Annotated in this window: 24 protein-coding genes and 2 pseudogenes; 16 read left to right on the top strand and 10 right to left on the bottom strand. The window is 69.9% G+C overall.

Annotated elements, in window-relative coordinates:
- Window position 1: 1 nt before the first annotated feature.
- Both pcaG and pcaH read right to left on the bottom strand, forming a co-directional pair.
- Complete coding sequence (gene pcaG / locus BBK82_RS43455; RefSeq protein WP_065920118.1) at window positions 2–508, bottom strand: protocatechuate 3,4-dioxygenase subunit alpha; 507 nt, start codon at window positions 506–508, stop codon at window positions 2–4.
- Window positions 501–1,238 (bottom strand): protocatechuate 3,4-dioxygenase subunit beta, encoded by a 738-nt coding sequence (gene pcaH, locus BBK82_RS43460; protein ID WP_218920527.1) that lies wholly within the window; start codon window positions 1,236–1,238, stop codon window positions 501–503. Before pcaH ends, pcaG begins: the two co-directional genes overlap by 8 nt.
- A gap of 72 nt (window positions 1,239–1,310) precedes the next feature.
- On the opposite strand from pcaH, the gene BBK82_RS43465 reads away from it, so the two are divergent.
- From BBK82_RS43465 to BBK82_RS43475, 3 genes are all read left to right on the top strand, one after another.
- Window positions 1,311–2,069, top strand: coding sequence for an IclR family transcriptional regulator (locus BBK82_RS43465; protein WP_065920120.1), 759 nt, complete (start codon window positions 1,311–1,313; stop codon window positions 2,067–2,069).
- Window positions 2,070–2,139: 70 nt separating this feature from the next.
- Window positions 2,140–2,712 (top strand): TetR/AcrR family transcriptional regulator, encoded by a 573-nt coding sequence (locus tag BBK82_RS43470; RefSeq protein ID WP_065921843.1) that lies wholly within the window; start codon window positions 2,140–2,142, stop codon window positions 2,710–2,712.
- Between the two features lie 67 nt (window positions 2,713–2,779).
- Complete coding sequence (locus BBK82_RS43475) at window positions 2,780–3,598, top strand: alpha/beta fold hydrolase (protein ID WP_065920121.1); 819 nt, start codon at window positions 2,780–2,782, stop codon at window positions 3,596–3,598.
- Window positions 3,599–3,655: 57 nt separating this feature from the next.
- Here the strand turns inward: BBK82_RS43475 and BBK82_RS43480 are convergent, their stop codons facing one another.
- Window positions 3,656–4,477: a cellulose binding domain-containing protein gene (locus BBK82_RS43480; RefSeq protein WP_065920122.1), complete on the bottom strand. Its 822-nt coding sequence runs from the start codon at window positions 4,475–4,477 to the stop codon at window positions 3,656–3,658.
- A 176-nt stretch (window positions 4,478–4,653) separates the two neighbouring features.
- Between BBK82_RS43480 and BBK82_RS43485 the strand changes: the two genes are divergently transcribed.
- Together BBK82_RS43485 and BBK82_RS43490 are read left to right on the top strand one after the other, a co-directional pair.
- Complete coding sequence (locus tag BBK82_RS43485; RefSeq protein WP_065920123.1) at window positions 4,654–5,058, top strand: ribonuclease domain-containing protein; 405 nt, start codon at window positions 4,654–4,656, stop codon at window positions 5,056–5,058.
- 83 nt (window positions 5,059–5,141) lie between these two features.
- Window positions 5,142–8,450 (top strand): NACHT domain-containing protein, encoded by a 3,309-nt coding sequence (locus BBK82_RS43490; protein ID WP_065920124.1) that lies wholly within the window; start codon window positions 5,142–5,144, stop codon window positions 8,448–8,450.
- Here the strand turns inward: BBK82_RS43490 and BBK82_RS43495 are convergent.
- Window positions 8,437–9,558, bottom strand: coding sequence for a PucR family transcriptional regulator (locus BBK82_RS43495; RefSeq protein ID WP_237047899.1), 1,122 nt, complete (start codon window positions 9,556–9,558; stop codon window positions 8,437–8,439). The two genes, BBK82_RS43490 and BBK82_RS43495, sit on opposite strands and share 14 nt — an antisense overlap.
- Before the next feature lie 166 nt (window positions 9,559–9,724).
- On the opposite strand from BBK82_RS43495, the gene BBK82_RS43500 reads away from it, so the two are divergent.
- The 8 genes and pseudogenes from BBK82_RS43500 (at window position 9,725) to BBK82_RS43530 (ending at window position 17,536) form a co-directional block, all read left to right on the top strand.
- Complete coding sequence (locus tag BBK82_RS43500; RefSeq protein ID WP_065920125.1) at window positions 9,725–11,497, top strand: FAD-binding dehydrogenase; 1,773 nt, start codon at window positions 9,725–9,727, stop codon at window positions 11,495–11,497.
- A 540-nt stretch (window positions 11,498–12,037) separates the two neighbouring features.
- Window positions 12,038–12,319, top strand: coding sequence for a metal-sensitive transcriptional regulator (locus BBK82_RS43505; RefSeq protein WP_065920126.1), 282 nt, complete (start codon window positions 12,038–12,040; stop codon window positions 12,317–12,319).
- Between the two features lie 17 nt (window positions 12,320–12,336).
- Entirely contained in the window at window positions 12,337–12,552 is a 216-nt protein-coding gene (locus BBK82_RS43510; RefSeq protein ID WP_065920127.1) for a heavy-metal-associated domain-containing protein, read from the top strand.
- A gap of 1 nt (window position 12,553) precedes the next feature.
- Window positions 12,554–13,408, top strand: a complete 855-nt coding sequence (locus BBK82_RS43515) for a hypothetical protein (RefSeq protein WP_065920128.1) — start codon at window positions 12,554–12,556, stop codon at window positions 13,406–13,408.
- Window positions 13,392–15,590: pseudogene (locus BBK82_RS43520) on the top strand (heavy metal translocating P-type ATPase). Before BBK82_RS43515 ends, BBK82_RS43520 begins: the two are co-directional and overlap by 17 nt.
- 78 nt (window positions 15,591–15,668) lie before the next feature.
- Complete coding sequence (locus BBK82_RS43525) at window positions 15,669–16,517, top strand: SGNH/GDSL hydrolase family protein (RefSeq protein ID WP_065920129.1); 849 nt, start codon at window positions 15,669–15,671, stop codon at window positions 16,515–16,517.
- 259 nt (window positions 16,518–16,776) lie between these two features.
- Window positions 16,777–17,136: a hypothetical protein gene (locus tag BBK82_RS51200; RefSeq protein ID WP_154697845.1), complete on the top strand. Its 360-nt coding sequence runs from the start codon at window positions 16,777–16,779 to the stop codon at window positions 17,134–17,136.
- Window positions 17,137–17,152: 16 nt separating this feature from the next.
- Window positions 17,153–17,536: a hypothetical protein gene (locus tag BBK82_RS43530; protein ID WP_154697846.1), complete on the top strand. Its 384-nt coding sequence runs from the start codon at window positions 17,153–17,155 to the stop codon at window positions 17,534–17,536.
- Window positions 17,537–17,560: 24 nt separating this feature from the next.
- Here the strand turns inward: BBK82_RS43530 and BBK82_RS43535 are convergent, their stop codons facing one another.
- Entirely contained in the window at window positions 17,561–18,172 is a 612-nt protein-coding gene (locus tag BBK82_RS43535; protein ID WP_065920131.1) for a TetR/AcrR family transcriptional regulator, read from the bottom strand.
- 70 nt (window positions 18,173–18,242) lie between these two features.
- On the opposite strand from BBK82_RS43535, the pseudogene BBK82_RS48345 reads away from it, so the two are divergent.
- The 3 genes and pseudogenes from BBK82_RS48345 to BBK82_RS43550 form a co-directional block, all read left to right on the top strand.
- Window positions 18,243–18,392, top strand: a pseudogene (locus tag BBK82_RS48345) (metal-dependent hydrolase); the annotation flags it as partial.
- Entirely contained in the window at window positions 18,383–18,598 is a 216-nt protein-coding gene (locus tag BBK82_RS43540; RefSeq protein ID WP_154697847.1) for a hypothetical protein, read from the top strand. The pseudogene BBK82_RS48345 and the gene BBK82_RS43540, both read left to right, overlap by 10 nt.
- 649 nt (window positions 18,599–19,247) lie before the next feature.
- Window positions 19,248–20,867 carry an SDR family oxidoreductase gene (locus BBK82_RS43550; protein WP_065920134.1) on the top strand — a complete coding sequence of 540 codons (1,620 nt, stop codon included), beginning with the start codon at window positions 19,248–19,250 and terminating at the stop codon, window positions 20,865–20,867.
- A 66-nt stretch (window positions 20,868–20,933) separates the two neighbouring features.
- Here BBK82_RS43550 and BBK82_RS43555 read toward each other — a convergent pair whose 3' ends face one another.
- The 5 genes from BBK82_RS43555 to BBK82_RS43575 form a co-directional block, all read right to left on the bottom strand.
- Window positions 20,934–21,347, bottom strand: coding sequence for a tetratricopeptide repeat protein (locus tag BBK82_RS43555; RefSeq protein ID WP_065920135.1), 414 nt, complete (start codon window positions 21,345–21,347; stop codon window positions 20,934–20,936).
- Window positions 21,348–21,387: 40 nt separating this feature from the next.
- On the bottom strand, window positions 21,388–22,821 hold the full coding sequence (locus tag BBK82_RS43560) for a carboxylesterase/lipase family protein (RefSeq protein WP_065921845.1): 1,434 nt from the start codon (window positions 22,819–22,821) through the stop codon (window positions 21,388–21,390).
- A 54-nt stretch (window positions 22,822–22,875) separates the two neighbouring features.
- On the bottom strand, window positions 22,876–23,217 hold the full coding sequence (locus tag BBK82_RS43565) for a hypothetical protein (RefSeq protein WP_065920136.1): 342 nt from the start codon (window positions 23,215–23,217) through the stop codon (window positions 22,876–22,878).
- Window positions 23,217–23,684, bottom strand: coding sequence for a DUF4231 domain-containing protein (locus tag BBK82_RS43570; protein ID WP_237047900.1), 468 nt, complete (start codon window positions 23,682–23,684; stop codon window positions 23,217–23,219). The genes BBK82_RS43565 and BBK82_RS43570 overlap by 1 nt, the downstream gene beginning before the upstream one ends.
- A 141-nt stretch (window positions 23,685–23,825) precedes the next feature.
- Window positions 23,826–25,412, bottom strand: coding sequence for an alpha/beta fold hydrolase (locus tag BBK82_RS43575; RefSeq protein ID WP_065920138.1), 1,587 nt, complete (start codon window positions 25,410–25,412; stop codon window positions 23,826–23,828).
- Window positions 25,413–25,574: the final 162 nt, after the last annotated feature.

Below are 25,574 nucleotides of genomic sequence, written 5' to 3' on the forward strand. Positions count from 1 at the left end.
CTCAGCTCCGATGCCGTGGGAACGAGAAGAACACCGTCTCGTTCTCACCCTGCAGGTGGATGTCGAACCGCAGCCGCCCGTCGGCCTCGCGCTCGGCCACCAGACCGTCCACGGTGTCAGCGCCATCAGGCAGGTAGATGCGCGTGAACAGGCGGTCGAGCAGTCCACGTGCGAACACCGTCACCGCGAAGAACGGCGTCGCGCCGCCCGGTTCGACGGTGCTGAACCAGTAGCGCCCGGAGGTGTCCGTGCAGCAGCGGCCCCACCCGGTGAACGCGGCGCCGCGCCGCCTCAGCGACCCCTCGACCGCGGGGACGACACCCTCGGCATCGGCCTGCCGAATTTCGATCATCGCGTCCGGCACCGGAGTACCCGCGCCGTCGTAGACATGGCCGTGCAGCACAACGGATCCCGCCGCACCGAACGGGACCAGCTCGCTGTCGCCGGGATAGGCCAGGGCGTGGTGGAAGAACGGGCCGATGGTCTGGCCGGGGGCCGCGTCAGTCATCGGAAGCCTCCATGTGGGTCGCGTGGCTGCCGGTCAACACGATGTCCCACCGGTAGCCGAGCAGCCACTCGTGCTCGGACAGCGAGTGGTCGTAGGAGGCGGTCAACCGCTGCAGCGCGGCGGGGTCGGAGATCGACTGCGCGATCGGGTCCAGCGCCAGCAGCTGGTCGCCTGGGAAGTACATCTGCGTGATCAGCCGCTGGGTGAAGTCCGTGCCGAACAACGAGAAGTGGATGTGCGCGGGCCGCCAGGCGTTGTGGTGGTTGCGCCATGGGTAGGGGCCCGGCTTGATCGTTGTGAACGTGTACCAACCGTCGTCGTCGGTCAGGCAGCGGCCGACGCCGGTGAAGTTCGGGTCGAGCGGCGCCGGGTGCTGGTCGCCCTGGTGGGAGTAGCGGCCGGCGGCGTTGGCCTGCCAGATCTCCACGAGCTGGCGGCGCACCGGCCGTCCGTCGCCGTCGACGACGCGGCCGTGCACGCGGATGCGTTCCCCGATGGGCTCGCCGCCACGTTGGACGGTCAGGTCGGCCTCGACCGGGGCCACATCGGACGGTCCGAACACCGGGGCGACCAGCTCGACGCCCTCGGGGTCGGCGTGCCGGAGCTCCTTGGTCGGGTGGCGCAGCAGGGAGCTGCGGTAGGGCGGGAAGTCCAGCAGCGGCGCACCCCTCGGTGAGTCGGCCTGGATCTTCGCGATCTCGTCGCTGATCTCGTGCTGGCTGGTCGTCACCCGCTGCACGCTAGGCAGAGCCGCCGCGTGCCGTCGACGGTAGGCTTCCGCTCAGTGGAAGGGAGCGCACAGATGGCGGGGAATACCTCGGTTCCCGGCGCCTCGGTGGTCGCCCGCACGATCGCGTTGCTGTCGGCGTTCGACGAGGCCCATCCCCGGCTGACGCTGACCGAGCTGAGCCGGCGCGCCGACCTGCCGCTCACCACCGCCCACCGTCTCGTCAGCGAGCTGACCAGGGCCGGAGCGCTCAGCAAGACGGCGAACGGCGACTACGTGGTCGGCCAGCGGCTCTGGCAGCTCGGCGTGCTCGCGCCGGTGCAGACCGACCTGACCCGCGTCGCCTCGCCGTTCCTGCACGACCTCTACGCCGGCACGCTCGCGACGGTGCACATGGCCGTGCGCGACGGCTTGAAGGTGCTCTACCTCGACCGGCTGTCCGGCCAGCGCTCGGTGCCCGTGGTCAGCGAGATCGGCTCGCGGCTGCCGTTGCACGCGACGGGTGTGGGCAAGGTGCTGTTAGCGCACACATCTGAGGCGCTGCAACACAAAGCGCTGGCTTCGCTGGAGCGGGTGACGCCGTACACGATCACGCAGCCCGCGTTGCTGAAGGCGCAGCTCGAACGGGTGCGGGTCGACGGGTACGCCACGACCTACGAGGAGATGACGCTCGGGCAGTGCAGCGTGGCGGTACCGATCTTCCGCGACCGGACGGAGGTCGTGGCGGCGCTCGGGATCGTGGTGCCGTCACTCAAGCGGGACAAACCGCGGTTGGTGTCGGCGTTGCAGGTGGCGGCGCACGGCATCGGCCGCAGCCTGTCGGGGCGCGGTTGACCGCTCGGTTGACTCGCGCCGAGACGACCGCTCATATTGGCAGGTGGACCACGAGCAGGGAGCGTTCACAATGGCCAGAGCGAGCGTGCGGGAACAGATCGTCGACGCGGCGTACGAGCAGTTCCACCGGCACGGCTACAACGCGGCGGGCGTCAAGCTCATCACCGACAGCGCCGGGGTGCCGAAGGGCTCGTTCTACAACCACTTCGAGAGCAAGGAAGCGCTCGCTCTCGTGGTGATGGAGCGCTACGGGCGGACACGGCACGTGGAGGAGCTGACCGACGAGGAGGTCACGCCGCTGGCCCGGTTGCGCAACCACTTCGAGCTGCTGGCGAAGGACATCGTCGAATTCGGGTACGAGCGCGGGTGCGTCTACGGCAACTTCAGCAACGAGACCGCTGACCACATCCCGGCGATCCGCACCGCGCTCATCGAGGCGTTGAACTTCTGGACGGGTGCTGTCGCGACGGCGATCCGCGCGGCTCAGGAGGCCGGTGAGGTGACCTCGACGCAGGACGCGGACGTGGTGGCCCGGTTCCTGACCAACGCCTGGGAGGGCGCGATCGTCGGCGAACGAGCGGCGAAGGACGGCTCGTCATTCGCGGCCTTCTTCACCGTGGCGTTCGAGGTCGTGCTGCGTTAGCCACGTCTCAACATGACCGACCGCCTTATCGCTTGACGTATCTAAGACGACCGGTCATATTGAAGTCATGAGTGACATCAAGCCTCGCTTCCGGACCATCGACGGACTGTCGATCCGTTACGCCGTTAGCGCTAACACCCCAGGCAGGCCGGACGCGCTGCTGCTGAGCCCGTGGCCGGAGAGCCTCTACGCCTACGACGCCACCTGGGCGACGCTGGCCGAGCACGCCAACCTCACCGCGGTCGACCTCCCCGGCTTCGGCCACTCCGAACTGCGCGAGGACCTGCTGTCACCGCAGGCGATGGGCGAGTTCGTCGTGCGCATCGCGGACGCGTTCGGATTGCGGAAGCCGCACGTCGTCGGCCCGGACATCGGCACGAGCGCGGCGCTTTTCGCCGCTGCCAAGCATCCCGACCGGTTCCGCAGCACCACCATCGGCAGCGGCGGGTCGTCGGTGCCGCTGAACCTCGGCAGCCCGCTGCACGAGTGGGTGCACGACGAGGACCTGGCGCCCTACCGCGCACTGGGGCCGAAGGACGTTGTGAACGTTGCCATGGACGCCATCACGGGGTACGAACTGCCCGACGAGGTGCGACAGGACTACCTCGCCGCCTACCAGGGGCAGCGGTTCGTCGAGCAAATGCCGTACGTGCGCGCGTACCCGGCGGAACTGCCGGTGCTGGGCGGGTTGCTCGGCGACATCCGGACGCCGGTGCAGATCATCGCCGGCGAGCACGACCCGGTGGTGCCCCTGCGGAACGCGGAGTACCTGCACGAGCGGTTGCCGCACAGCCGGCTCGACGTGGTCAGGGTCGGCCACTTCGTGTGGGAGGAGGGCGCCGCGGACTACGCCCGCCTCCTGACGGACTGGTGGGCGGCGAACTAGTGCGGTGACCACGAACCTTTACCGCCGGGAAACACGGTGAAGATTGTGGTCACCGCACTAGACGCGACAGGGCGCGCCGTTGAGCGAGAACGCCGTCGGCATGTTGTTCGCACCAGTGGCCGTGCCGTTGAAGCCGATCGAGATCGAGCCGTTGGGCGTGATCAGCGCCGAGTAGTCGGCATTGGTGACGCTCACAACAGCACCTTCCTGCGCGTGCGAGGCGTTCCACATCTGCGCGACCGTCTGGCCATCGGTGAACCGCCACCGCAGCGTCCAGCCGTTGATCAGCACGCCGCTGACGTTGCGAACGGTCACCTCGGCCTGGAACGCGCCCGGCCACTGGCTGCTGATCCGGTACGTCACCGCGCAGGGCGGTGGCGGCGGGGTCGACGTGGAGGGCGCGGGAGGAGGCGGCGGGGTGGCCGTCGCGCACTCCTGCGCCCAGAGGCCGAGTTTTCCATTGGCCGCATCACCTTCGGCCTGGGTCAGCGGGCCACCGTCCACTCCGGTCGTGCGCACCATACCGCTGCGCACGGCCAGCAGTGCGTAGTCGGTGCCGTCCGCCAGCACCAGGCTGACCTCGCCCGGCGTGATGCTGCTGACCCGGACCTCGTTGTCCTGCAACGTCTTCTTGGCGAAGTCCAGCGCCGCCTCCGCACCGCAGGACGGTTCCGCGAGGAACGAGATCCTGGCCTTCGTGCCGTCGGCGAGCTCGACGGTGCGTCCGTCGAGCACCGCCACCACCTTCACCAGCGGCTGCTCGTCCGGAACCGACGACTTGGTCGGCGACGCGACGGGGTGAGGAGTGGCCGCGACCTCCGTCGTGCAGGCTGCGGTGAGCAGGGTCAACAGCACCAACAAGTGCTTTCGTGCTGCCATTGGACAACCCTATCGATGCACGCGGGACCTTCAATCGGCTGTTCGGAGTTGATCAACTCACGCGTTCAGCCGTGGTGCACAGTATCCGTTGCCCCGGCCGTTGCCCGCAGTTCACCCCGTCTTGGCGGTCACTGGACATGATCACGAGGTCCGTTCCCCGCTGATGGAGGTCTGAAGTGCACACCCTGCAACCGCACTGGACACGCCGCCTGCTCGCCGCGTTCGCCGTTGTCGCCTCGATGCTGGTCTTCGTCACCCCTGCCGCCGAAGCACGCGTCTACCAGTACTGCGGCATCTCCGGCTGTTCCGCCGCCCGCTCCGCCGACTCGATCTGGGAGTCGAAGGGCTACCCCGCCACCCGCGGCTGGAACAACTGGCCCAACGGCCAGTGCAACTTCGCCGGCGGCACCTACTACAACCGCGACGGCCAGCTCCCGGCCGGTCACCGCTACCAGGAGTTCGACGTCTACCCGCGCGCGTGCGGCGCGGCCCGTGACGCGGCCCGGATCGTCGTGGACCGCACCAGCGGCCAGGTGTACTTCTCCCCCAACCACTACACCGACTTCTACCCGATGTACTGAGCCTTCGGACGGCGCTGCGCTACACGTGCGCAGCGCCCGTTCGGCCGCTTACGATCCACCGCCGCGCATCTACCGTGCTTGGCGTGCAGTACAACCAGTTCGCCGGCACCAACTCAGGCGTCGTCATCCAGGCCCGCGACATCATCGCCGGCCCGCCTCAGGCCGTCGAGGACAACCCGCTGATCCACGCCCTGTACCGCGCGACCGTCGAGGTGACCGAGCCCGGCGACGGACGTGGTGTGTGCATCGCGCCGAACCTGGTCCTCACGGCCGCCGAGCTGGTGCCGCCTCGCCTCCGCCTTCCGCAGGCGCCGTCGCTCGCGGTGGTGTCGTGGCCCACCGCTGACCGGCCCTTTCCCTGTCTGCACCAGGCCGTGGCGCCGGAGAGCCTGAGCACCACGCTCGAGCAGGTGCCCGGTTCGCCGGTGCTGAACCGGATGACGGGTGCCGTCTGCGGGATCATGACGACGGCGGGACCGGTCGTCGTGCCGGAACTCGATGTCCCGCTCGACCAGCGCTGGCTGGACCTGCTGACACCCGAACAACTGGCACAAGGCGGTTGGCGGCACCTCTCACCGGATCTCCGCGAGTACCTCAGGGCCGTGCAGGAGCAGGGGAACGAACACGAGTACCGGTTCGACGGCCATTCCGCCCCCAGCCTGCGCCGCATCTACCTCAAGCGCTGGGCGACGCCGAAGTCCGCGGACGACGCGACCGAGCCACCCGAGAGCATCAACGCCGAAGATCTCCTCACCACGTGCGAGGGCGCGCAGATCCTCGGTGAGGCGGGAATGGGCAAGTCCAGCCTCGTCCGCTACTTCGCCGCGGTGAGCGCGGAGAAGTGGCTCCACGGCCAGGCCGGGCAAGCCGTCCCGGTGCCCATCACCGCCAAGGCGCTCGCCGCCGACGGACAGTTGCCGGACCTGCTCGCTCGCGGCGTCCGTTTGACGACCCTCCCCGAACAACGGCTGGTCGAGCTGTTCAGCGGGCCACCTCTGCCGGGAGTGCCGTGGCTGGTGCTCGTCGACGGCCTGGACGAGTTGGTCGACGCGGGAGCGCAGGACGACCTCATCCGACGGGTCCTGCGGCTCCGCAGGGAGGAGCGGTACCGGTTCGTGGTGACGAGCCGCCACCTCGGCGGCATCCGCTTCAACCAGCACAGGCACCCGACCTACGTGCTGTCCCGGTTCAACCACCGGGACCTGCGGCAGTTCATCACCACCTGGTTCCAGGAAGAGGACATGCCGGAGGACGCGGCGACCGAGCTCTTCACCCGGCTGCGGCACACGAAGCTCTTCGATCTGGCGCACGTCCCTCTGCTGGCGACGATGCTGTGCGTGCTGTCGTGTGCCGGGGAGACGACCGAACTGCCGCGCGACCAGACCGACCTGTACGAGCGGTTCGTGAAGTGGCAGCTGAGCAAGGTGTGGCACAACGACGTGCGCACCAAGCTGCGCGAGTGGCAGGCCCGCTCGGGTGCCTCCGCGGAGGAGGCGGCCGATGCGCTGCTCAGCGAACTCCGACCGCTGTTGCAGGAGATGGCCCACGCCTCTCTGCGTTCCGACGTGAACCTGTTCGACTTCGCCGTCGCGCGGTACCCGGCGCTCGCACCGGAAGCGGTCCGCGAAGCACTGCTGGCCAGCGGACTCGTGGTGGGCAGCGAGCGAGCACTGGCGTTCCGGCACGAGACGATCAAGGAGTTCCTCGCCGCGTGCCACCTGTTCGCCGCCAAGCCGGAACCCGAACGGCTCCTGCGGCCCCGGCTGACCAGACGGGGATGGCCCGACCTCGAGGTGCTGCTCTTCCTCGCGGCGATGGTGGACAACGACGTGCTGAACGGTCTTCTGCGTCGTGCCCTGTGGTGGCCGTTCCGCAGGCGGCACATGGAGTTCCTCACGGCGCTCGTGTCGCACGGCGTCGATGTCGACGACGACGTGCGGAACAGGATGGTGCGGTTGCTCAAGCAGGGCGTGCAGTCCCCGTCCTCCGACAGCGAGGTCTGGCGGCAGCACGTCGAGTGGCTGCGCAGGGTCGATCAGGACACGGCGACCTGGCTGTTGCGCGACCTGGTCGAGCAGCCCGGCGAGATCGACCCGTTCCGGCGGTTCGAGGCCGTCCGCTACCTCGTGGAGCTCGACGCGCGGGCCAACGAGCCGGTGATACTCGCTTTCCTGCGCCGGACCGACCTGCTGACCGTTGCCCGCGACAACGTGCACGGCATGTTGAAGGAGATCGACCCGGAACTGGACCTGCGCATCTTCACCGACCTGGTCTCCACTGCCCCGGAACACGGCCTGCGGCTGCACGCGGCCTGGACCGTCCTCGGCCAGGACCAGGCCGTCGGGATGGACCTGCTGGTGAACCTGGCCCAGGACACCTCGACCGACGACTGGGAACAGATCGCCACGATCACCGCCGTCGACAGGTACGACAGCGAGGCGGGCCTCCGCCTGTGGCACGGTCTCCTGCGCAGCGCTCGCACGACGGCGTCACGCGTCGAGGCGATGGAGGTCTGCTTCACCCGTGACCGTGAACCGACCGAGCGGTACCTCATGGACCACCTCGACGACGCCGGCACACGTCCCAGGGTGAAGTTCGACATCGCACACTTCTTGGTACCGCACAAGCTGGTGGGGCCGGGTGTGATGCTCGACCTCGCCGCCGATGCCGGGCTCACGGTCGACGAACGGGTGAGGATCGCCACGCAGTACTGGTACCAACACCGCGAGAAGTCGGAGCAGCTCGTGGAGTCCGCGCTGCACGACGCCGGCTCCGAGCCGACGGTGCTGCTCGACGTCATCGCGAAGATCGACAGGGTCGACTCGACCAAGGCGAAACGCGCGCTCAACGCAATGGTGGAGAACTTCACCCATCCCGAACACATCCGGCTCACCGCGGCCGAACGACTGCCCCGAAGCCTGAGTGTGCAGGCTTACGAGTACCTCGCGTTGCTCCCGAACTTCAGCGAGGACAGTTCGCTGGACGCTGCCGCACGGGCCTACCGCCTCGATGCCACAGCCGGCACGCGGATCTACCGGCGTCTCATCGACATGGCTTCCAGTGACGCGACCAAGGCGAGGTGGGCGATCGAAGCGAAACAAGTCCACGGACATGGGATGCTCGAGGACTTGTTGGCAGGCACAGACCTGTCATACGACGTGCAGTTGCTGCTGGCGCCTCACCTGGGTCGCCGCGAGGCGGTCAAGCTGTTGCGCCGGATCGCCGCGAACGGTGACACCGCACAACAGATGGAGGCCGCCGAAAAGATGGTCTCCATCGGCGGCAAGGCGGAGGCGGTCGAGCTGTACCTGATGATCACGAACTCCTCGAAGGTGCCGAAGCGCACGCGGGAACGAGCGCAGGCCGAGGCCGACCGGCTCAGCGCGGGGTGACCTCCCCCAGCCACGTCCGCAGCGCCCACCACGTGTGCAGCGTCGTCAGCACGTGCGATCGCGAAGCGTCCGGCGACTCACCGAGGTCCACGTCCGTCAGCTCCACCAACCGGTCCAGCCGGTACCGCACGGTGTTCGCGTGCACGTGCAGCGCCGTCGCGGTCGCCGAGATCCGGCCGCCCGTGTCGAGGTAACAAAGAGCCGTCGCCACCATCTCGTGGTGGAAAGCGCTTCCGTGGTCGAGCGCGCCCAGCAGTGACGACGCCAAGGTGTCGGCCAGGGCAGGAAACGCGGCCAGTGTTGTCTCGGCGGCCAGGTCGGTCAACAGCTGCACGCCTGAGCGACCCGAAGCCACCAACAACGCTTGCGTGCACAGGGAGTACGTCAAGCGCATCGAGGAGAGCGGCAGCGCGGGTGACACGACGAGCAGGTCGTCGGACCAGGAGGGCAGCGATGTGCTGAGACCGGCCAGGCGGCCCTCCACCAGGCCGTAGACGCCGGACGGTGTCAGGCGTTGTTCCACGGCACGGGCGTGGCTCGGATCGGTCACCGTGGAGACGACGCAGTGGTACCGGCCATCGGACCGCAGTCCGGCACGCGACAGCTCAGCGGCATCAGGGAACTCCCCCGACACCAGCAGCCGCCGCAGCACCTGCGTGTTCAGGTCGCGAGCGGTGCGGGCCAGCTGCATCTCGGCGGTGTGGTAGCCGTCGATGATGTGGCGCTCGACGGCGCCGACGTAGTGGTCGAGGTCGATCATGAAGTCGAGGATCGTGCCGTCGTCGACGCCCAGGGAGCGGGCCAGCTCCACGCTTGCGCGGATCAGCTCGGTGCGGCCGGCGTGGACGCCGCGCAGGAGGCCGGCCATCGAGACGCCCTGGGCGGCGCGGTCGGCGCCCAGGGCCAGGGCCGCGGAGAAGTCGCCGTCGTCGGCCGCGCCGCCGCGTTCGAGGTGGGCGATGCCCTCGGCGAGGAGGAAGGCGATGTGCCTGCGGTTCTCGGCGGCGGGGAGGCGGGCGACCTCGGGTGAGTTGCCGCGGGCGGCGTCGACGACGCGGTCGACGACCTTGTCGTCGGTGGCGACGGCTGCGAGCACCTGCCTGACCATCGCTGACATCCCCGGCACGAGGCCTCCGAACTTGTTGTGGACGGGCCACAACGAGGGTGCTGGCGTTTGGGGTCGGGAGCCTATCCCCCGCTCGGCTGTTCCTGGTTGGTTGTTTACGCGAGAGTAATTCGCGTTGGCACCGACCTTCAACGAGGAAGGCCCTGCGATGGGTGCAGACACGAACATCAGTCGCCGCAACCTGCTGGCAGCGGGGGGTGCGATCGCCGCTGCGGCGACGTTGGGGCCCGCGGTGGCGGGTGCGGCGCCGAGAGTGGACGCGGACGTGATCGTGGTCGGGCACGGGCTCGCGGGCCTCGTGGCGACCTCGGAGCTCGCGGCCAAGGGCAAGCGGGTGTTGTTGCTGGACCAGGAGCCGGAGGCGAGTCTCGGCGGGCAGGCGTTCTGGTCGCTGGGCGGGTTGTTCTTCGTCGACTCGTCGGAGCAGCGGACCGCGGGCATCAAGGACTCGCTGGAGCTCGCGCGGGCCGACTGGTTCAACACCGCCGGGTTCGGCCGCGGTGTGAACGATCCCATGGGCGAGGACTACTGGGGCGCCAAGTGGGCGGAGGCGTACCTCAACTTCGCGAGCGGTGAGAAGCGTGCCTGGCTTCACGGGCTGGGTGTGCGGTGGGTGCCGATCGTGGGCTGGGCCGAGCGCGGTGGCCAGTTCGCGGACGGGCCCGGCAACTCGGTGCCGCGCTTCCACATGACGCTGGGCACCGGGCCCGGCGTGATGGAGCCGTTCGAGAAGCTGGTGCGGGAGGCGGTGTCGGCCGGGAGGGTCACGTTCAAGTTCCGGCACCAGGTGGACGGGCTGATCGTCACGAACGGCGCCGTCACTGGCGTGCGGGGCAGCGTCCTGGAACCGAGCACCGCCAAGCGCGGCACGCCCAGCTCCCGCACCAAGGTCGGGGACTTCGAGCTCCACGCGCCGCAGGTGATCGTCACCTCCGGTGGCATCGGCGGCAACCAGGAGCTGGTGCGGCGCAACTGGCCCGCGCGGCTCGGTCCGGTGCCGCGGCGGATGATCACCGGTGTGCCCGCGCACGTCGACGGCCGGATGCTGGCGATCACAGAGCTGGCCGGCGGGCGGATCGTGAACCGCGACCGCATGTGGCACTACACCGAGGGCATGATGAACCACTCGTCGATCTGGCCCGACCACGGCATCCGCGTGCTCGCGGCGCCGTCGTCGATGTGGTTCGACGCGCGGGGCCGCAGGCTCGCCAACCCCGGCATCCCGTCGCTGGACACGCTCGGCACGCTGGAGCTGATCGGCAAGTCCGGCCACGACTACACGTGGTTCGTGCTCAACAAGAAGATCATCGACAAGGAGTTCGTGCTCTCCGGCTCCGAGCAGAACCCGGAGATCACCCGCAAGGACCTGCTCGGCTACCTCGCCATGCGGTTGCTGAACAGCACCCCACCGCCGGTGAAGGCGTTCATGGACAAGGGCGCCGACTTCGTCATCAAGAACAACCTGCCCGACCTCGTCGCCGGCATGAACGCCCTGACCGGCTCGAACCTGGTCAACCTCGACGAGCTGCGCAGGCAGATCACCGTGCGCGACCAGCAGGTGGACAACCCCTTCACCAAGGACATCCAGGTGATGGGCATCCGCAACTCGCTGGCCTACAGCGGCGACAGCCTCGCCCGCACGGCCTCGCTGCACAAGATCCTCGACCCGTCCGCGGGTCCGTTGATCGCGATCAGGATGAACATCCTGACCCGCAAGACGCTGGGCGGCCTGCAGACGAACCTGTCCGGGCAGGTGCTCGGGTCGAACGGCCAGCCGATCCGCGGTCTCCACGCGGCGGGCGAGGTGGCCGGGTTCGGTGGCGGTGGCGTGCACGGGTACCGCGCGCTGGAGGGCACGTTCCTCGGCGGCTGCCTGTTCTCGGGCCGGGTGGCCGGGCGCGCGACGGCGGCGAACGCCTGACGCCCGCGTCCCGGCCGGTTCACCGGCGGTCACCCCTGTGGACCGCCGGTCCACCGGCCGGCCGGGGCGCACCGGCATGCGACCGTTCGGACGTGGCACAGCCCACTCCCGCAGGGGAATCTCCCGGGGCGGTCGTCCGTTGTACAGGATGGTCGGTGCGGTCCGTGTCCCCCGGGCCTCATTCAACTGCCTTCGAGGATTACCGTTCGGCTGGAGCCTCGTTGTGCCTTTCGCCGAGAGGCGACCGCCGCGCCGACCCCAAGACTCGCCTCCAGTCGTGCTCGTATCCCCCCCGCGGCGCCGGCTGGAGGCTGCCTCATTTCCTGAGCGCGGCCGCGCATCCGCTGCACGTGTTCCAAGGAACCGTTGCACACCAATCGAATTCCCGATCACAGGCCTCGCGCGCAAGCAACCCGGTCACGCGCACTCCTTCGGCCGACTTTTGACATACCCATACCCCCCTAGGGTATAAATGGGTGAGCGCTCACCGCTCCCCCGGCATCACGGCCGGCCGCGCGGTGGCCGGAGAAGGAGCGAGACGTGCACGGCTACGCCGAGAACAAGGCCTCCCACCTGCGCCGCCTCAGGAGGATCGAGGGGCAGGTCCGCGGCCTTGCGCGGATGATCGAGAACGACGAGTACTGCATCGACGTGCTCACCCAGATCTCCGCGGCCACCAGGGCGTTGCAGGCGGTCTCACTGGGGTTGCTCGACGAGCACCTCAAGCACTGCGTGAGCCAGGCCATCGCCGATGGCGGCACCGCGGCCGACGCGAAGATCGCGGAGGCCGGCGACGCCATCGCCCGCCTGGTTCGCTCCTGACCTGGAACGAGGAGAACATGAGCGAGTCCGTCAGCACCGACTACACCGTCAAGGGCATGACCTGCGGCCACTGCGCCGGCTCGGTGACCGGGGAGATCAGCGGCATCGACGGCGTCACCGCCGTGGCGGTCGACCTGCCGACCGGCCGGGTCACGGTCACCAGCACCACCCCGATCGCCCTCGACGACCTGCGGGCAGCGGTCACCGAGGCCGGCTACGAGCTGGTCGGCTGACATGAGGACAGGTCACAAGGTCGCCGCGTACGGGCTGGCGCTGGTCGCCGTCTTCGGTGGAACCTGGGCGGCAGGCGCGGCGGTCGGCACGGCACCACCACCGGAAACGCCTGCGGCACATGACGAGCCCGGCGGTCACGGCGACACCCACGGTGAAGAGAAGGCGTCGGCAACCGTCCCTCCCGGACTGTCCGTTTCGGACAGCGGATACACGCTGGTGCTGGGCGAACGGAGCTTCCGGATCACCGGGCCCGACGGCAAGGCGGTCACGCGGTTCGCGGTGGAGCACGAGAAGCGCCTGCACCTGATCGCGGTGCGCCGGGACGGGTCCGGGTTCCAGCACGTGCACCCGGAGATGGCGGCGGACGGCACGTGGACGTTGCCGCTGCAGCTCACCTCGGCGGGCAGCTACCGGGTGTTCGCCGACTTCAAGCCGGAGAACGGGCCCGAGCTCACACTCGGCACGGACGTGCAGGTCGCGGGCGACTACCGGCCCCAGCGGTACGACCACGACAGCCGGACGTTCAACGTCGACGGTTACGAGGTAACCCTGAACGGGAAGCTCACCGCGGGCGCGGCGTCCACGGTCACCATCGACGTGGCCAGGGACGGGAGGCCGGTCACGGACCTGCAGCCCTACCTCGGTGCGAAGGGGCACCTGGTGGCGCTGCGGTCGGCCGACCTCGCGTACCTGCACGTGCACCCGGAGGACGGCGACCAGGTGAGGTTCGCGGTGGAGGTGCCGACGGACGGGAAGTACCGGCTGTTCCTGGACTTCCAGCACGACGGTGTCGTGCGGACCGCGGAGTTCACGCTCACAACCGGTGAGGAGGAGGGCCATGACCACGGCAACTGACGCCAACCGGATCGAGATCTCGATCGGTGGCATGACCTGCGCCTCCTGCGCCGCGCGGATCGAACGCAAGCTCAACAAGCTCGACGGCGTGGAGGCGTCGGTCAACTACGCGACGGAGAAGGCGCGGATCAGCTACCCGGCCTCCTTCACGCCCGCCGACCTGGTGAAGGTCGTCGAGGACACCGGGTACACGGCCGAGCTGCCCGAGGCGTCCGAGGAACACGCCGAGGAAGCGGACCCGACGGCGGCGCTGCGGCAGCGGCTGGTCGTGTCCGCCGTGCTGACGGTGCCGGTGATCGCTCTGGCGATGGTCCCGGCGCTGCAGTTCACCTACTGGCAGTGGCTGTCGCTCGCGCTGGCCGGACCGTCGCGGTGTACGCGGCGTGGCCGTTCCACCAGGCGGCGTGGACGAACCTGCGGCACGGCGCCGCCACGATGGACACGTTGATCTCGATCGGCGTGGTGGCGGCGTTCCTGTGGTCGCTGTACGCGCTGTTCTTCGGCACGGCCGGCGTGCCGGGGATGACGCACCCGTTCACGCTCACGATCGAGCGGACCTCGGGCGCGGGGAACATCTACTTCGAGGTCGCGGCGGGCGTCACGACGTTCATTCTGGCCGGCCGGTACTTCGAGGCCAGGTCGAAGCGGCGGGCGGGCGCGGCGCTGACGGCGTTGCTCGAGCTCGGCGCGAAGGACGTCGGGGTGCTGCGCGACGGCCGCGAGGTGCGGATCCCGACCGGTGAGCTGCGTGCCGGTGACCGGTTCGTGGTGCGGCCGGGCGAGAAGATCGCCACCGACGGTGTCGTCGAGGAGGGCAGCTCCGCGGTCGACGCGAGCATGCTGACCGGCGAGTCCGTGCCGGTCGAGGTGCGGCCGGGCGACGCGGTGGTCGGTGCCACGGTCAACGCGGGCGGGCGGCTGGTGGTGCGCGCGACGCGGATCGGCGCCGACACGCAGCTCGCGCAGATGCGCGGCTGGTCGAGACGCGCAGAACGGCAAGGCCGAGGTGCAGCGCCTCGCCGACCGGATCTCGGCGGTGTTCGTGCCGATCGTGATCGCGCTGGCCGTCGGCACGCTGGGCTTCTGGCTCGGCACGGGCGGCGGCACCGGCGCGGCGTTCACGGCGGCGGTCGCGGTGCTGATCATCGCCTGCCCGTGCGCGCTGGGCCTGGCCACGCCGACGGCGTTGCTGGTCGGCACGGGCCGCGGCGCCCAGCTCGGCATCCTGATCAAGGGTCCGGAGGTGCTGGAGTCGACCCGGCGGGTGGACACGGTGGTGCTCGACAAGACCGGCACCGTCACGACGGGCCGGATGAGCCTGGTGAGCGTTCACACCGCTGAGGACGAAGGACTTCTGCTGCGGCTGGCCGGTGCGTTGGAGCACGCTTCGGAGCATCCGATCGCGAAGGCCATCGCCGCTGCGGCCGGTGAGGTGCCCGCGGTCGAGGACTTCCGCAACGTCGAGGGGCTCGGTGTGCAGGGCGTCGTCGAGGGGCACGCGGTGCTGGTGGGCCGCGAGCGGCTGCTCAGCGACTGGAGCGTGCAGCTGTCCCCCGAGCTGCGTTCCGCGAAGGAAGCCGCTGAGCAGCAGGGACGCACGGCGGTGCTGGTGGCGTGGGACGGCGAGGCCCGTGGCGTGCTGGTGGTCGCGGACACCGTCAAGCCGAGCTCTGCTTCCGCGGTGCAGAGGTTGCGCGCTCTCGGGTTGCGGCCAGTGCTGCTGACCGGGGACAACGAGGCGGCAGCGCGCGCGGTGGCGGCGGAGATCGGCATCGACGAGGTCATCGCCGAGGTGCTGCCCGCCGACAAGGTGGACGTGGTCAAGCGGCTGCAGGACGAGGGCCGGGTCGTGGCGATGGTCGGCGACGGCGTGAACGACGCCGCCGCGCTCGCCCAGGCCGACCTCGGACTCGCCATGGGTACCGGCACCGACGTCGCCATCGAGGCCAGCGACCTGACGCTGGTGCGCGGCGACCTGACGGCCGCCGTGGACGCGATCAGGTTGTCGAGGCGCACGCTCACAACGATCAAGGGCAACCTGTTCTGGGCGTTCGCCTACAACATCGGCGCATTGCCCCTGGCCGCGCTGGGCCTGCTCAACCCGATGATCGCCGGGGCCGCGATGGCGTTCTCGTCGGTGTTCGTGGTGAGCAACAGCCTGCGATTGCGCACTTTCCGGTGAGTTTTGCGTGAGGCCGCTGGTCACAGCGGCCTCACGGGGTACTCCGTAACCTCAGGACCTTCGGCGATAGGAGCGGGTGTGCGGCGGTTGGTCATGGTCACGGCGCTGGTGACGGCGCTGGCAGCGTGCACGACGACCCCTCCCCCGCAGCAGCCGTCGGCAGCTCCCGACGGTTCGACCGCGCCACCGCCCACCGCCGAGCAGGTCTACCTGTCCCTCGGCGACTCGTACGCCACCGGTTTCGGTCCGAACGGCGCCACCGGCGAGAGCTTCGCCGCCTTGGTCGCCCGGCAGTCCGACCTGAAGCTCGTCAACCTCGCCTGCAACGGCGCCACCTCCGCCGACCTGGGTGCCAAGCCGGCGTGCGGCACCGACGCGGGCGGCCGCACCCAGCTCGACGCGGCCGTGCAGACGTTGCGGACCCAGAAGGTCTCGCTGGTGACGGTGGTGATCGGCGGCAACGACCTGACGCCGTGCGCACTCGACCAGCAACCAGTGGACTGCGCGAACCGCACCCTCACGAATGTTCGCGCGAACATCGCTTCGGTGCTGGCCAAGCTCCGCGAGGCCGCACCCGACACCAAGATCGTGGGGCTGACCTACCCGGACGTGTTCCTCGGCGCGTGGGTGAACCCGTCGTTCCCCAACGGCAAGACCCTCGCCCGGCAGTCGGTGTCGATCTTCGAACAGTTCAACGGCGGGCTGGCGGCGGAGTACGGGAAGTTCGGGGCCGGGTTCGCGGATGTCACCAAAGCGACCGGTGCCTACCAGCCGCTGACGCAGATGACGCAACATCCGAAGTACGGGGCGGTTCCGGCGTCGGTCGCGCAGGTGTGTGCGCTCACTTACTTCTGCGATCGAACGGACGTGCATCCGACGCCTGCGGGGCACAAGGCGATCGCGGAGGCGGTCAGCGCGGCCCGCTGAGCGCGGGCAGGCTTCGTTGTCACGAAACTCCGTGCATTCGGGCGAGCGGGTTCAAACGCCGCCGCAGGTGCGTTGAGCTGCTGCGATCGACTGACTGCGAGAGCTCGCCGAACGGTGGAGCAGCCGTCGGCGGGCCCACGGCGGCAAACCGTCCATAAGCTTCCACCACAACCGCATCTGCACGTGACAAAGGCCCCGGTGGACATCGCCGGGGCCTTTGTCGTGTGCAGGCGCGGCTCCTGCTCCTGGAAGGAAGCCCGTGGACCTGACTGTGCTGGTGGTGGTGTTCTTGTTGGCGGCGATCACGATCTGCGCGCTGGTGGTGTACGGCATCGCCCGGCTGGTGATCGGCCGGACCGATCCGAACAACCTGCATCTCGTGCTGAAGGAGCTCAGGTTGCTGCTGAGCAGCGTGACGAGAGACCTCCTGCGGGTCCCCTCACGCCAGGAGCCTGCCCAGAAGGAGTTGCCCCGCCGAACGAGCCGTCCGCATGAAGGCACCACAACGGCGCCAGCGGTACCTGGCCACGGTGCCGCTGAAACGGATGCTCCTGGCGGTGGACAGGTGCGGTCGAGAGCGGATCACGCACTGGCTCGATGCGAGTTACGGCTGGCCTGACGACATCACGTCGATCGTGGAAGGCGCTCTGGGAGAGCTGGCAGAACTCCGCCGGCTCAGCAAGGCCGACACCGCGGCCGGCATCACCCCCGACGTCGCTGTACAACGCGCTTTGGCGCGGCACTTCCGGCTGCAAGCCGCGGCCCAGGCGGATTTGGTCGAGGAGGTGCTGGTGCTCGCGCCGGCGCTGTACGCGTTCGTGGAGACGCAAGGCAGCGAGTGCGCAGGGATCAACGACGACGCCCACGACCTGTTCGTGCACTGGCTGAGCACCAGCAGTCAGACGTGTCCACGGTGTTCGACGCGGTTCTTCCCGCTGCACAACCACTTCGGCGGCCGACCGCGCAGCTACTGCTCCGCCGCCTGCAAACAGGCCGCCTGGCGCGCCGGCCGCAGTTGACCACGAACCGACTGCGGGACGTGCTCAGCGCAGGCCGTGCGCGATCCGGGTCACGAACGCCACCAACCGGTCCGGCGTGAACTTCTCCGGATCCGTCAGCACCAGCCGGCCCGACATCTCCGCCAACGCGAGCATCGCGTGGCCCAGCAGGTCGGAGTCGAGGTCGTCCAGGCCGCCGAGCTCCTCCAACCCCAGCGCCGCCAGTTCCTCGATCTGGGCCAGGACGCCGGCCCGCACCAGCTCCACCTGCGCGCGGAACTCGTGCGGGGTGCCCTCGGGTGGCAGCAGCACGAGCCGCCAGCGGTCGGGGCATTCGACGACGGCCTGCACGAAGACGCGGACGGCGTCGGCGAAGGCGTCGTCGGGTGAGCGGGTGGCGAAGTCGGTGGGCAGGGCGGCGAGGACCTGGTCGGTGGCGCGGGAGGCTTCGCGTTGGAGCAGGGCGGAGATGAGTTCGGCGCGGTTGGCGAAGAGGTCGTAGAGCACGGGTTTGGTGACCTCGGCGGCGCGGGCGACGGATTCCATGGTCACCGTGTCGAAGCCGGCCGGGATCAGGCTCAGGGCGGCGTCCAGGAGTTGCTCGCGGCGTTGGTCCGGGGGCAGGCGGCGGGCGTACTTCCTGCGCGTTGTGCTCACGGTTCCATATTGCTACGGTTGCGTAGCTTTCACAAAGCTACGCGGGCGTAGTAATTGCGGGAGGGCGGGGATGGAGCCGGACTGCCTTGTTCTGCAGCCACGGGACGTGCGGTTCGACTGGTCGAGGCTGCCGATGCACTGGGTTCCCGGCGAGCCCGTGGCGACGCACATGATGAACGTGCTGCACCTGCCGCTGCCGGAAGGTGAGCGGTGGTTCGTGCGCTCATCGAACGGGTTGCGCGGGTGCGGCTGACGTGGCGCGAGGCGATGCGGGCCAGGCGGCGGGGGTTGCTGCCGCGGTTGTCGGAGATCTTCAAGGCGTTTCTGCGGTACTTCCACCCGGCGTACCACCCGAAGCAGGAGGGGTCGACGTCGCAGGCCATCGCGTACCTGGCGTCCTCGCCCGCGGCGCGGGAGGCGCACTGATGGCTCGCGACGCGACGCTGGTCGGCCGGCTACGCCCGCGGAGGCGCCACGATGCTGCGTGCACTGAGCCGGTTCGAGCAGGTCTACGACTCCGCCGTGCTGCGGTGCGGCGGCAGAGCGCCGCCGGGTGTGGCGCGGGATGCGTTGTGGCTCGCCGCTGTCGGGATCACGCCGATCCTGCCGATGGTGCGGGCGGCGGCGCGGAGTGGGCTCGACTGGCGGCTGGTCAACGTCGGGCGGTCGATGGCGGCGATGCCGTTCCTGGACGAGCTGCCGGTCGGACGTGTCGACGTGCGCATCGGGCGCGGCGGGGCGTTGCTCGACGGCGCGGACCCGCGTGGGACCGTCTTCTGCTGCGGGCCGGCGGAGATGCTCGCGCAGGTGCAGCAGGAGTTCTCCGCGCGGTGGCTGCACTTCGAACGGTTCGCGCCGCCGCCGATCGTCGGCGGGCGCCCGTTCACGGTGGAACTGCGCCGCGGCGGGGTATCCCTCGCCGTGCCGGCCGACCGGTCGGTGCTGTACGTGATCAGGGACTTCCGCCCGTCGGTCGCCTACTCGTGCCGGCAGGGTTCTGCGGCACGTGCGACGTCGGCGGCGTGCGGATCTGCGTGGACCGGCCCGACGGCGACCGCCTGGTGTTGGAGGAGATGTGAACGTTCACTCCGGAGAAGTCGACCTCGCGGTGCAGGTGCGCGGGACGTCCGGGCCCGTCGTGGTGCTCGTGCACGGGTACCCGGACACGCACGAGGTGTGGGACCGGGTCGCCGCGCTGCTGGAGGAGGACTTCCGGGTCGTCACCTACGACGTGCGCGGCGCCGGGGCGTCGAGCGCACCCTCCACTGAGGACGGTTACCGGCTCGACCACCTGGCGCGCGACCTGTTCGCGGTGATCGACGCGGTCAGCCCGGACGAGCCGGTGCACGTGGTCGGCCACGACTGGGGGTCGATCCAGTCGTGGGAGGCGGTCACCACGCCCGGCGCGCGGATCGCGACGTTCACGTCGATCTCCGGACCGTGCCTCGACCACATGGGCCACTGGTCGCGGCGGCGGTTGTCGTTCGCTCACATCCGGCAGTTCTTCCGGTCCTGGTACATCGCCGCGTTCCACCTGCCGGTCGTCGCGCCCGCGTTCTGGCGCCTCTACCTGGCTCGCCGCTGGGGTGGTGTGCTGCGGCGGCTGGAGGGTGTGCGGACCACGCCGGCGAAGACCATCGCGTCCGACGCCGTCAACGGGATCTCGTTGTACCGCGCCAACATCCGGCAGGTCATGCGCGCGCCGCGGCAGCGATTCGCCCCCATGCCGGTGCAGGTCGTCCAGCCGGTCCACGACCGCTACGTCCGCACCGAGCCGCTGGACCTGGAGCGCTGGGTGCCGTCCCTGCGCCGGCGCCGCATCGCCGCCGGCCACTGGGCGCCGCTCAGCCATCCCGCGCAGGTGGCGCGCATGATCAGCGAGTTCGTCACCGACACCACTCCCCCGCGCGAGCTCGTCGTCGTCACCGGTGGTGGCAGCGGGATCGGCCGGGCGACGGCGATCGCGTTCGCCAAGGCGGGTTCCAAGGTCGTGGTGTCCGATGTGGACATCGTAGCGGCTGAGGAAACCGCGAAACTGGTCGGCGGACACGCCTACGAGGTCGACGTGCGGTCCGAGGAGGCCGTGCGGACGTGGGCACGCCAGGTCGCCGACGAGCACGGCGTGCCCGATGTGGTCGTGAACAACGCGGGCATCGGGCACTCGGGATCGTTCCTGTCGACCACGACCGAGCAGTGGCAACGGGTGCTGGACGTCAACCTGTGGGGCGTCGTGCACGGGTGCCGCGCGTTCGGCGAGCTGATGGTGGAACGCGGCGAGGGCGGTCACATCGTGAACCTGTCCTCGGCGGCGGCCTACCTGCCCTCGAAGATCCTCTCCGCCTACGCCACCAGCAAGGCCGCGGTGTTCATGCTGTCGGACTGCCTGCGCGCCGAGCTCGCCCCGCACGCGATCGGTGTGAGCGCCATCTGTCCGGGTGTGGTGAACACGAACATCACGGCGACGACGACGTTCTCCGGGGTGAGCGCGGAGGAGGAACGACGCAAGCAGGACCGCGCGTCCCGGCTCTACGCGCGGCGCGGGTTCGGGCCGGAGGGGGTGGCGAGGGAGATCGTGCAGGCGGTGCGGGACAACCGGGCGGTGGTGCCGGTGACGGTGGAGGCGAAGGCGGCGCGGCTGGCGAGCCGGGCGGCGCCGGGGTTGTTGCGGGCGTTCGCGAAGCTGGACCTCGGCTGAGAACGCGGCGGCACGCGAGAACGCGCGGGGTCAGGCCGCGCGGTGCGACCTGACCCCGGCAGTGCCTCAAGCCACCGGTTCGCCGGAGAGCGCGGCCGCCAGCCGGAGCCACGGCGTGGCCTCCTCGGACCGGCCCTGCCGCTCCAGCGTCCGGCCGAGCAGCAGGTGGGCGTAGTGGTCGACCGGGGCGCGGTCGACGATCACCCGCAGCTGCGCCTCGGCCTTGGTGAGCTGGGCCGAGTGGTAGTAGGCGCGGGCGAGCAGGAGGCAGAGGTCCGTCTGGAACGGCACCTCGTCGACCACCTCGGCCAGCAGCGTGGCGGCCTTGGTGTACTCCTTGGCCTCGAACAGCAGCTGGGCGCGCTCCCACTTCTCCGCCGCGGTCTCCTCGTGGCCGGTGTCGAACAGGCGCGTCGCGGTCACCCACCGGTCCGGCGAGACGTGGCCGTTCGGCAGGTAGTCGTTGAAGTTGTCCTTCATGAAACCTCCTTCCGGCGCCTACAACGCCGCACAGCCGCAGCTATTCCCGGTCCAGCAACGGCAGCGCGCCGAACCGGTGGCCCGCCCACAGCCGGCGTGAGGTCTCCTCCGGGTAGGGGGCGACCGCGGGCTCGGCGGAGAAGATCTGCACCAGACCTGAGGAGAACTGCGGCCAGCCCGGGTCGCCGGAAGTGGCGAACGACGTCCACGCCGCCCGCATCCGCGCCGACAGCTCCGCGACCTCCTCGGTCACCTCGCCGATCAGCGCGGCGGGCTGGCCGCGGTCGAGGTTGCCGAACAGCAGCGGCACGTCCAAGCCGTGGCACGCGCCGAGCGGGCCCTCCCAGGTGAGCTCGTAGACCCACGCCCGGCCGCCGGCGGAGAGCTGTTCCTCGGCCAGGCGCAGGGTCGGCATCCGGAAGATCCAGTCGGACTGCACCAGGTCGTGCAGCTCCTCCGGGCTCGCGGAGGGGAAGGCGGCGCGGTAGTCGCCCGGCGCGTACAACGCGAGTGTCGCGGAAGCCAGCTCGTCGGTCACGGCTCCTGCCTGACCGTCCAGCACCGTGAACAGCCGCTGTTCGTCGCGCGTGTGGCCGACGAGCAGGTCCACGCCGGCCGCGGCACCGTCGGCCAGGGCCTGCCACGGGTCGACCGGCAGCACCTCGCCGTCCACCACCGGTGCGAACAGCAGCCCGCGGTGCGCGGCCTTGCCCCACCGGGCGAACTGGGACATCTTCGCGGTGACCTCGTCACCGGCCAGCGGCAGCACCGCCGGGTCCACAGTGGACACGTCCTCGCCCAGCTCGGCCACGCAGGCGGCCGCGATGTCCGCTGCCAGCTCGGGGCTGAAGAAGGTGCCCTGCGCGCTGCTCGCGACCGCGCGCTGGAAGAGGCCGCGGGCGCGGGGCATGGCCAGCAGCGCCGCCACCGAACCGCCACCGGCCGACTCGCCGAAGACCGTGACGCGGGCCGGGTCGCCGCCGAACGCGTGGATGTTGTCGCGCACCCATTCCAAGGCCGCCACCTGGTCGAGCAGGCCGCGGTTGGCCGGGCTGCCGGTGAACGCACCGAAACCCTCCAGGCCGACCCGGTAGTTGAACGTCACCACGACCACGCCGCCCCGCGCCAGCCGCGTGCCGTCGTACTCGGGCAGGCTCGACATGCCGATCGTGTAGGCGCCGCCGTGGATCCACACCAGCACCGGCAGCCCGGAACCGAGGTCCGGCGACCACACGTTGGCGGTCAGCCAGTCGTCCCCGCCGACCGCCCTGTCCATGCCGAACGCGCCGCCCTGCGGTGGTGGCGGGCCGAACTCCAGCGCGTCCCGCACGCCGTCCCACGGCTCGACCGGGTGCGGTGCGGCGAACCGGTGCGGGCCGACCGGAGGTGCCGCGAACGGGATGCCGCGGAACACCGCGACCTCACCCTCGAACGCGCCTCGCACGGCACCCGCGGCCACGCGGACCTCGACCATCACCACTCCCTCGTGCCTGAGGAGCGGATCGTGCGCCGCGGCACAGGGGAAGCGCTACGGATTTACCACTCGACGGAACCACCGGAGCAGCCCGCGCCGTCCGTAGACCTCGCCCTCGTCACCGACGAGCCGACCCCGCAACGCGTCCGCCATCCGCACCAGCGACCCGGCGCCGCGCTCGCTGCGCACACCCTTGACCCGCACCCGGTCGCCATACCAGTGCAGCGACACCTCCACCCCGTCGCGGCAGGTGTGCAGGTACACCGGCTGCGATTCCAGGTCGAGGTAGGAGACTTCGCCTTCCTCGCGCAGATCTGACCGCCGCCGGGCGAAGTCCAGCCACTCCTCGAAGCCGATCGGCGGCTCGGCGCGGGTGATGTGCAGCTCGTAGCCCATCAGGTCTTGGCGCCGTGCACGCTCGGGAAGGCCATGTCCTTGAAGTAGATGGTCGCCTCCCGCTCGCGCAGCTCCCCCAGCCTGTCGATGAACGCCGCCGCGTTCTTCTCCTGCAGCAGCTTCTGCTCCGGCTCCTCGGTCACCGGGAAGTTGCCGGGCCCGGTCTTCCACTCCAGGTAGGCCGCCGTCACCGCCATCTCGGTGTTGCGCAGCAGGATCCACGACTGGTCCCACCGGTAGAACGCCCGCAGCCCGGTCAGCCCGGCCACCAGCACGCCGGCCAACGAGATCAGCCAGCTCTTGCCGGGGTAGTCCAGGCTGGTGAGCACCGGCAGCGCCGCGCCGACGAAGATCACCGCGACGCCGCTGAGCCGGTAGAACCGCCGGTGCCAGCGCGCTCTGACGTCGTAGAACGTTCTCAGCCACGCACCGTACGCGTCGGCCGTCGCGACCACGCCTTCGTTCAACGATGCGATCCGAGCGGGAAAAGCCGGAATGCGCCTCATCGTGGAGCCCCCTCCGCAGTGTCGTGGTCACACGGTATCCACGGCCTCGGACCCTGTGGGGCCGTTCCCTCCGCATCGAAGCGAGAACGCCGGCAGCAGCGGTCACCGCGGTGTGACGTCGGTGCAGTCGACCTTCTGGTCCGGCAGCCGGCCGGTGGTCAGGAACGTCACCGTCGCCTCGTCCACGCACTTGGAGCCTTGGTGGTAGACGTAGTGCCCGCCGTTGTCCGCGCCGATGAAGGCCGCTCGCTGGCCGAGGACCTCGTACAGCCCGAGGCCGTCCTCCCAGGGTGTGGCGTTGTCCCTGCGGTTCTGCAGGATCAGCGTGTTGCGCGGTCCCTCGTCCGTCACGCGGACGGGCTCTTCGACCGGCTTCGACCAGAACGCGCACGCCCAGATGTTGGCGGGCATCCCCGCGGAGAGCGGCCAGGCCGCGCGGTCCTCGGCGGTGCGGCGGGCGTACTCGTCGACGTCGCCGGACCACGACGCGTCACCACACGTCAGTGCCAGGAACATGGTGGCCTGGTTGTCGGCCGGCACGCCGGGGGTCGGCGGCGGCGCGGCGAACACCTGCCGCAGCACCTGGCCGTCCGCCTCGGTGAGCCTGCCGTCGGCCAGCCCGGCGGCGGCCTTCCAGAACTGCGCGAGCACCGGAAGCGTCTCGTTGTGCAGCAGGAGGCTGTAGGTGACGGTGCGCAGCATCGACCCCGTCAGGGCCAGCGGGGTGCCGGGGACGGGCGCGGAGGTGCGGTCGAGGCGGTCGGCGAGGGCGACGTACCTCCGGGTCACCTCGTCGACGGTACCGCCCAGTCCGAGCGTGGCGTGCTGCGCGGCGGCGACCCTTGCCGCGTCGGGGAAGCGTTCCGACATGGCCTTGCCCCAGTTGTTCTTCGCGTGGGCCCAGACCTTGGTGGGATCGACGTTGCCCTCGAGTACCAGCCGGTCGGCGCGCTGCGGGAACAGCGCCCCGTAGACGGTGCCGAGGTACGTGCCGTAGGACTGGCCCCAGTAGGAGATCTTGTCCTCACCGAGCGCCGCGCGGATGCGGTCCACGTCGCGGGCCGTGTTGGCTGTGGTGAAGTACCGGAGCTTCTCGCCGGCGTTCTTCGCGCACCGTTCGGCGGTGGTGCGGGCGTGGGCGACGTTCGCGGTGATCGAGCCGCCCGCGGCCGGGTACGGGAAGAGACCGGCCAGCGACGGGTCGTCGAGGCCGCAGCTCTGCGGTGTGCTGTGCCCGACCCCACGCGGATCGAAGCCGATCAGGTCGTAGGCCGCCAGCACCGACGGCGGCAGGGTCGGCGCCACGACACCCGGTGTGTCCAAACCGGACAACGCCGGTCCGCCGGGGTTCAGCAGCAGGACACCGCGGCGGTCCTGGGACTTCACCGCCGGCAGCTTCGAGACGGCCACCTGGATCTTCTCACCACCGGGGTTGCGGTGGTCGAGTGGAACCTCCACCGTCGCGCAGGTGAGCCGAGGATCGCGTTTGGCTCCCTCAGCCAACGCCGGGCACGTGCCCCAGGTGATGCGCGGCGGGTCGGTCACCTCGGCGGCGGCCGGTGGTGCGTCCTCACTCGCCGCGTCTTCCGCAGCGTCGGCGCAGGACGCCACCGCGGCGACGGTGAGCGCCACCGCGATCACCGTCCTGGTGAACCTCCGCGGGACACCGGCTCCCACTGACCGTTGCATCGTCTTCAACGCCCTCGCCCTCCAGTTCTCGGCGTGCCACGACGCGTTGACGCCGTCGCAAGCGAAAACCTATGGAAGACCGGAGCGTCGCGAATCCCCTTGGAGTGGACACCTTTCTGTAGTCCTCACGGGGGACAGAGCTCTGACCGCTAAGCCCTCGTC

Source organism: Lentzea guizhouensis (genome assembly GCF_001701025.1).
Lineage (GTDB): Bacteria > Actinomycetota > Actinomycetes > Mycobacteriales > Pseudonocardiaceae > Lentzea > Lentzea guizhouensis.

Coding starts and splice junctions, on each gene's coding strand:
- pcaG (WP_065920118.1), bottom strand. CDS start 508: ATGACTGACGCGGCCCCCGGCCAGACCATCGGCCCGTTCTTCCACCAC.
- BBK82_RS43465 (WP_065920120.1), top strand. CDS start 1,311: ATGGCGGGGAATACCTCGGTTCCCGGCGCCTCGGTGGTCGCCCGCACG.
- BBK82_RS43470 (WP_065921843.1), top strand. CDS start 2,140: ATGGCCAGAGCGAGCGTGCGGGAACAGATCGTCGACGCGGCGTACGAG.
- BBK82_RS43475 (WP_065920121.1), top strand. CDS start 2,780: ATGAGTGACATCAAGCCTCGCTTCCGGACCATCGACGGACTGTCGATC.
- BBK82_RS43480 (WP_065920122.1), bottom strand. CDS start 4,477: ATGGCAGCACGAAAGCACTTGTTGGTGCTGTTGACCCTGCTCACCGCA.
- BBK82_RS43495 (WP_237047899.1), bottom strand. CDS start 9,558: ATGGTCAGGCAGGTGCTCGCAGCCGTCGCCACCGACGACAAGGTCGTC.
- BBK82_RS43500 (WP_065920125.1), top strand. CDS start 9,725: ATGGGTGCAGACACGAACATCAGTCGCCGCAACCTGCTGGCAGCGGGG.
- BBK82_RS43510 (WP_065920127.1), top strand. CDS start 12,337: ATGAGCGAGTCCGTCAGCACCGACTACACCGTCAAGGGCATGACCTGC.
- BBK82_RS43515 (WP_065920128.1), top strand. CDS start 12,554: ATGAGGACAGGTCACAAGGTCGCCGCGTACGGGCTGGCGCTGGTCGCC.
- BBK82_RS43555 (WP_065920135.1), bottom strand. CDS start 21,347: ATGAAGGACAACTTCAACGACTACCTGCCGAACGGCCACGTCTCGCCG.
- BBK82_RS43560 (WP_065921845.1), bottom strand. CDS start 22,821: ATGGTCGAGGTCCGCGTGGCCGCGGGTGCCGTGCGAGGCGCGTTCGAG.
- BBK82_RS43565 (WP_065920136.1), bottom strand. CDS start 23,217: ATGGGCTACGAGCTGCACATCACCCGCGCCGAGCCGCCGATCGGCTTC.
- BBK82_RS43575 (WP_065920138.1), bottom strand. CDS start 25,412: ATGCAACGGTCAGTGGGAGCCGGTGTCCCGCGGAGGTTCACCAGGACG.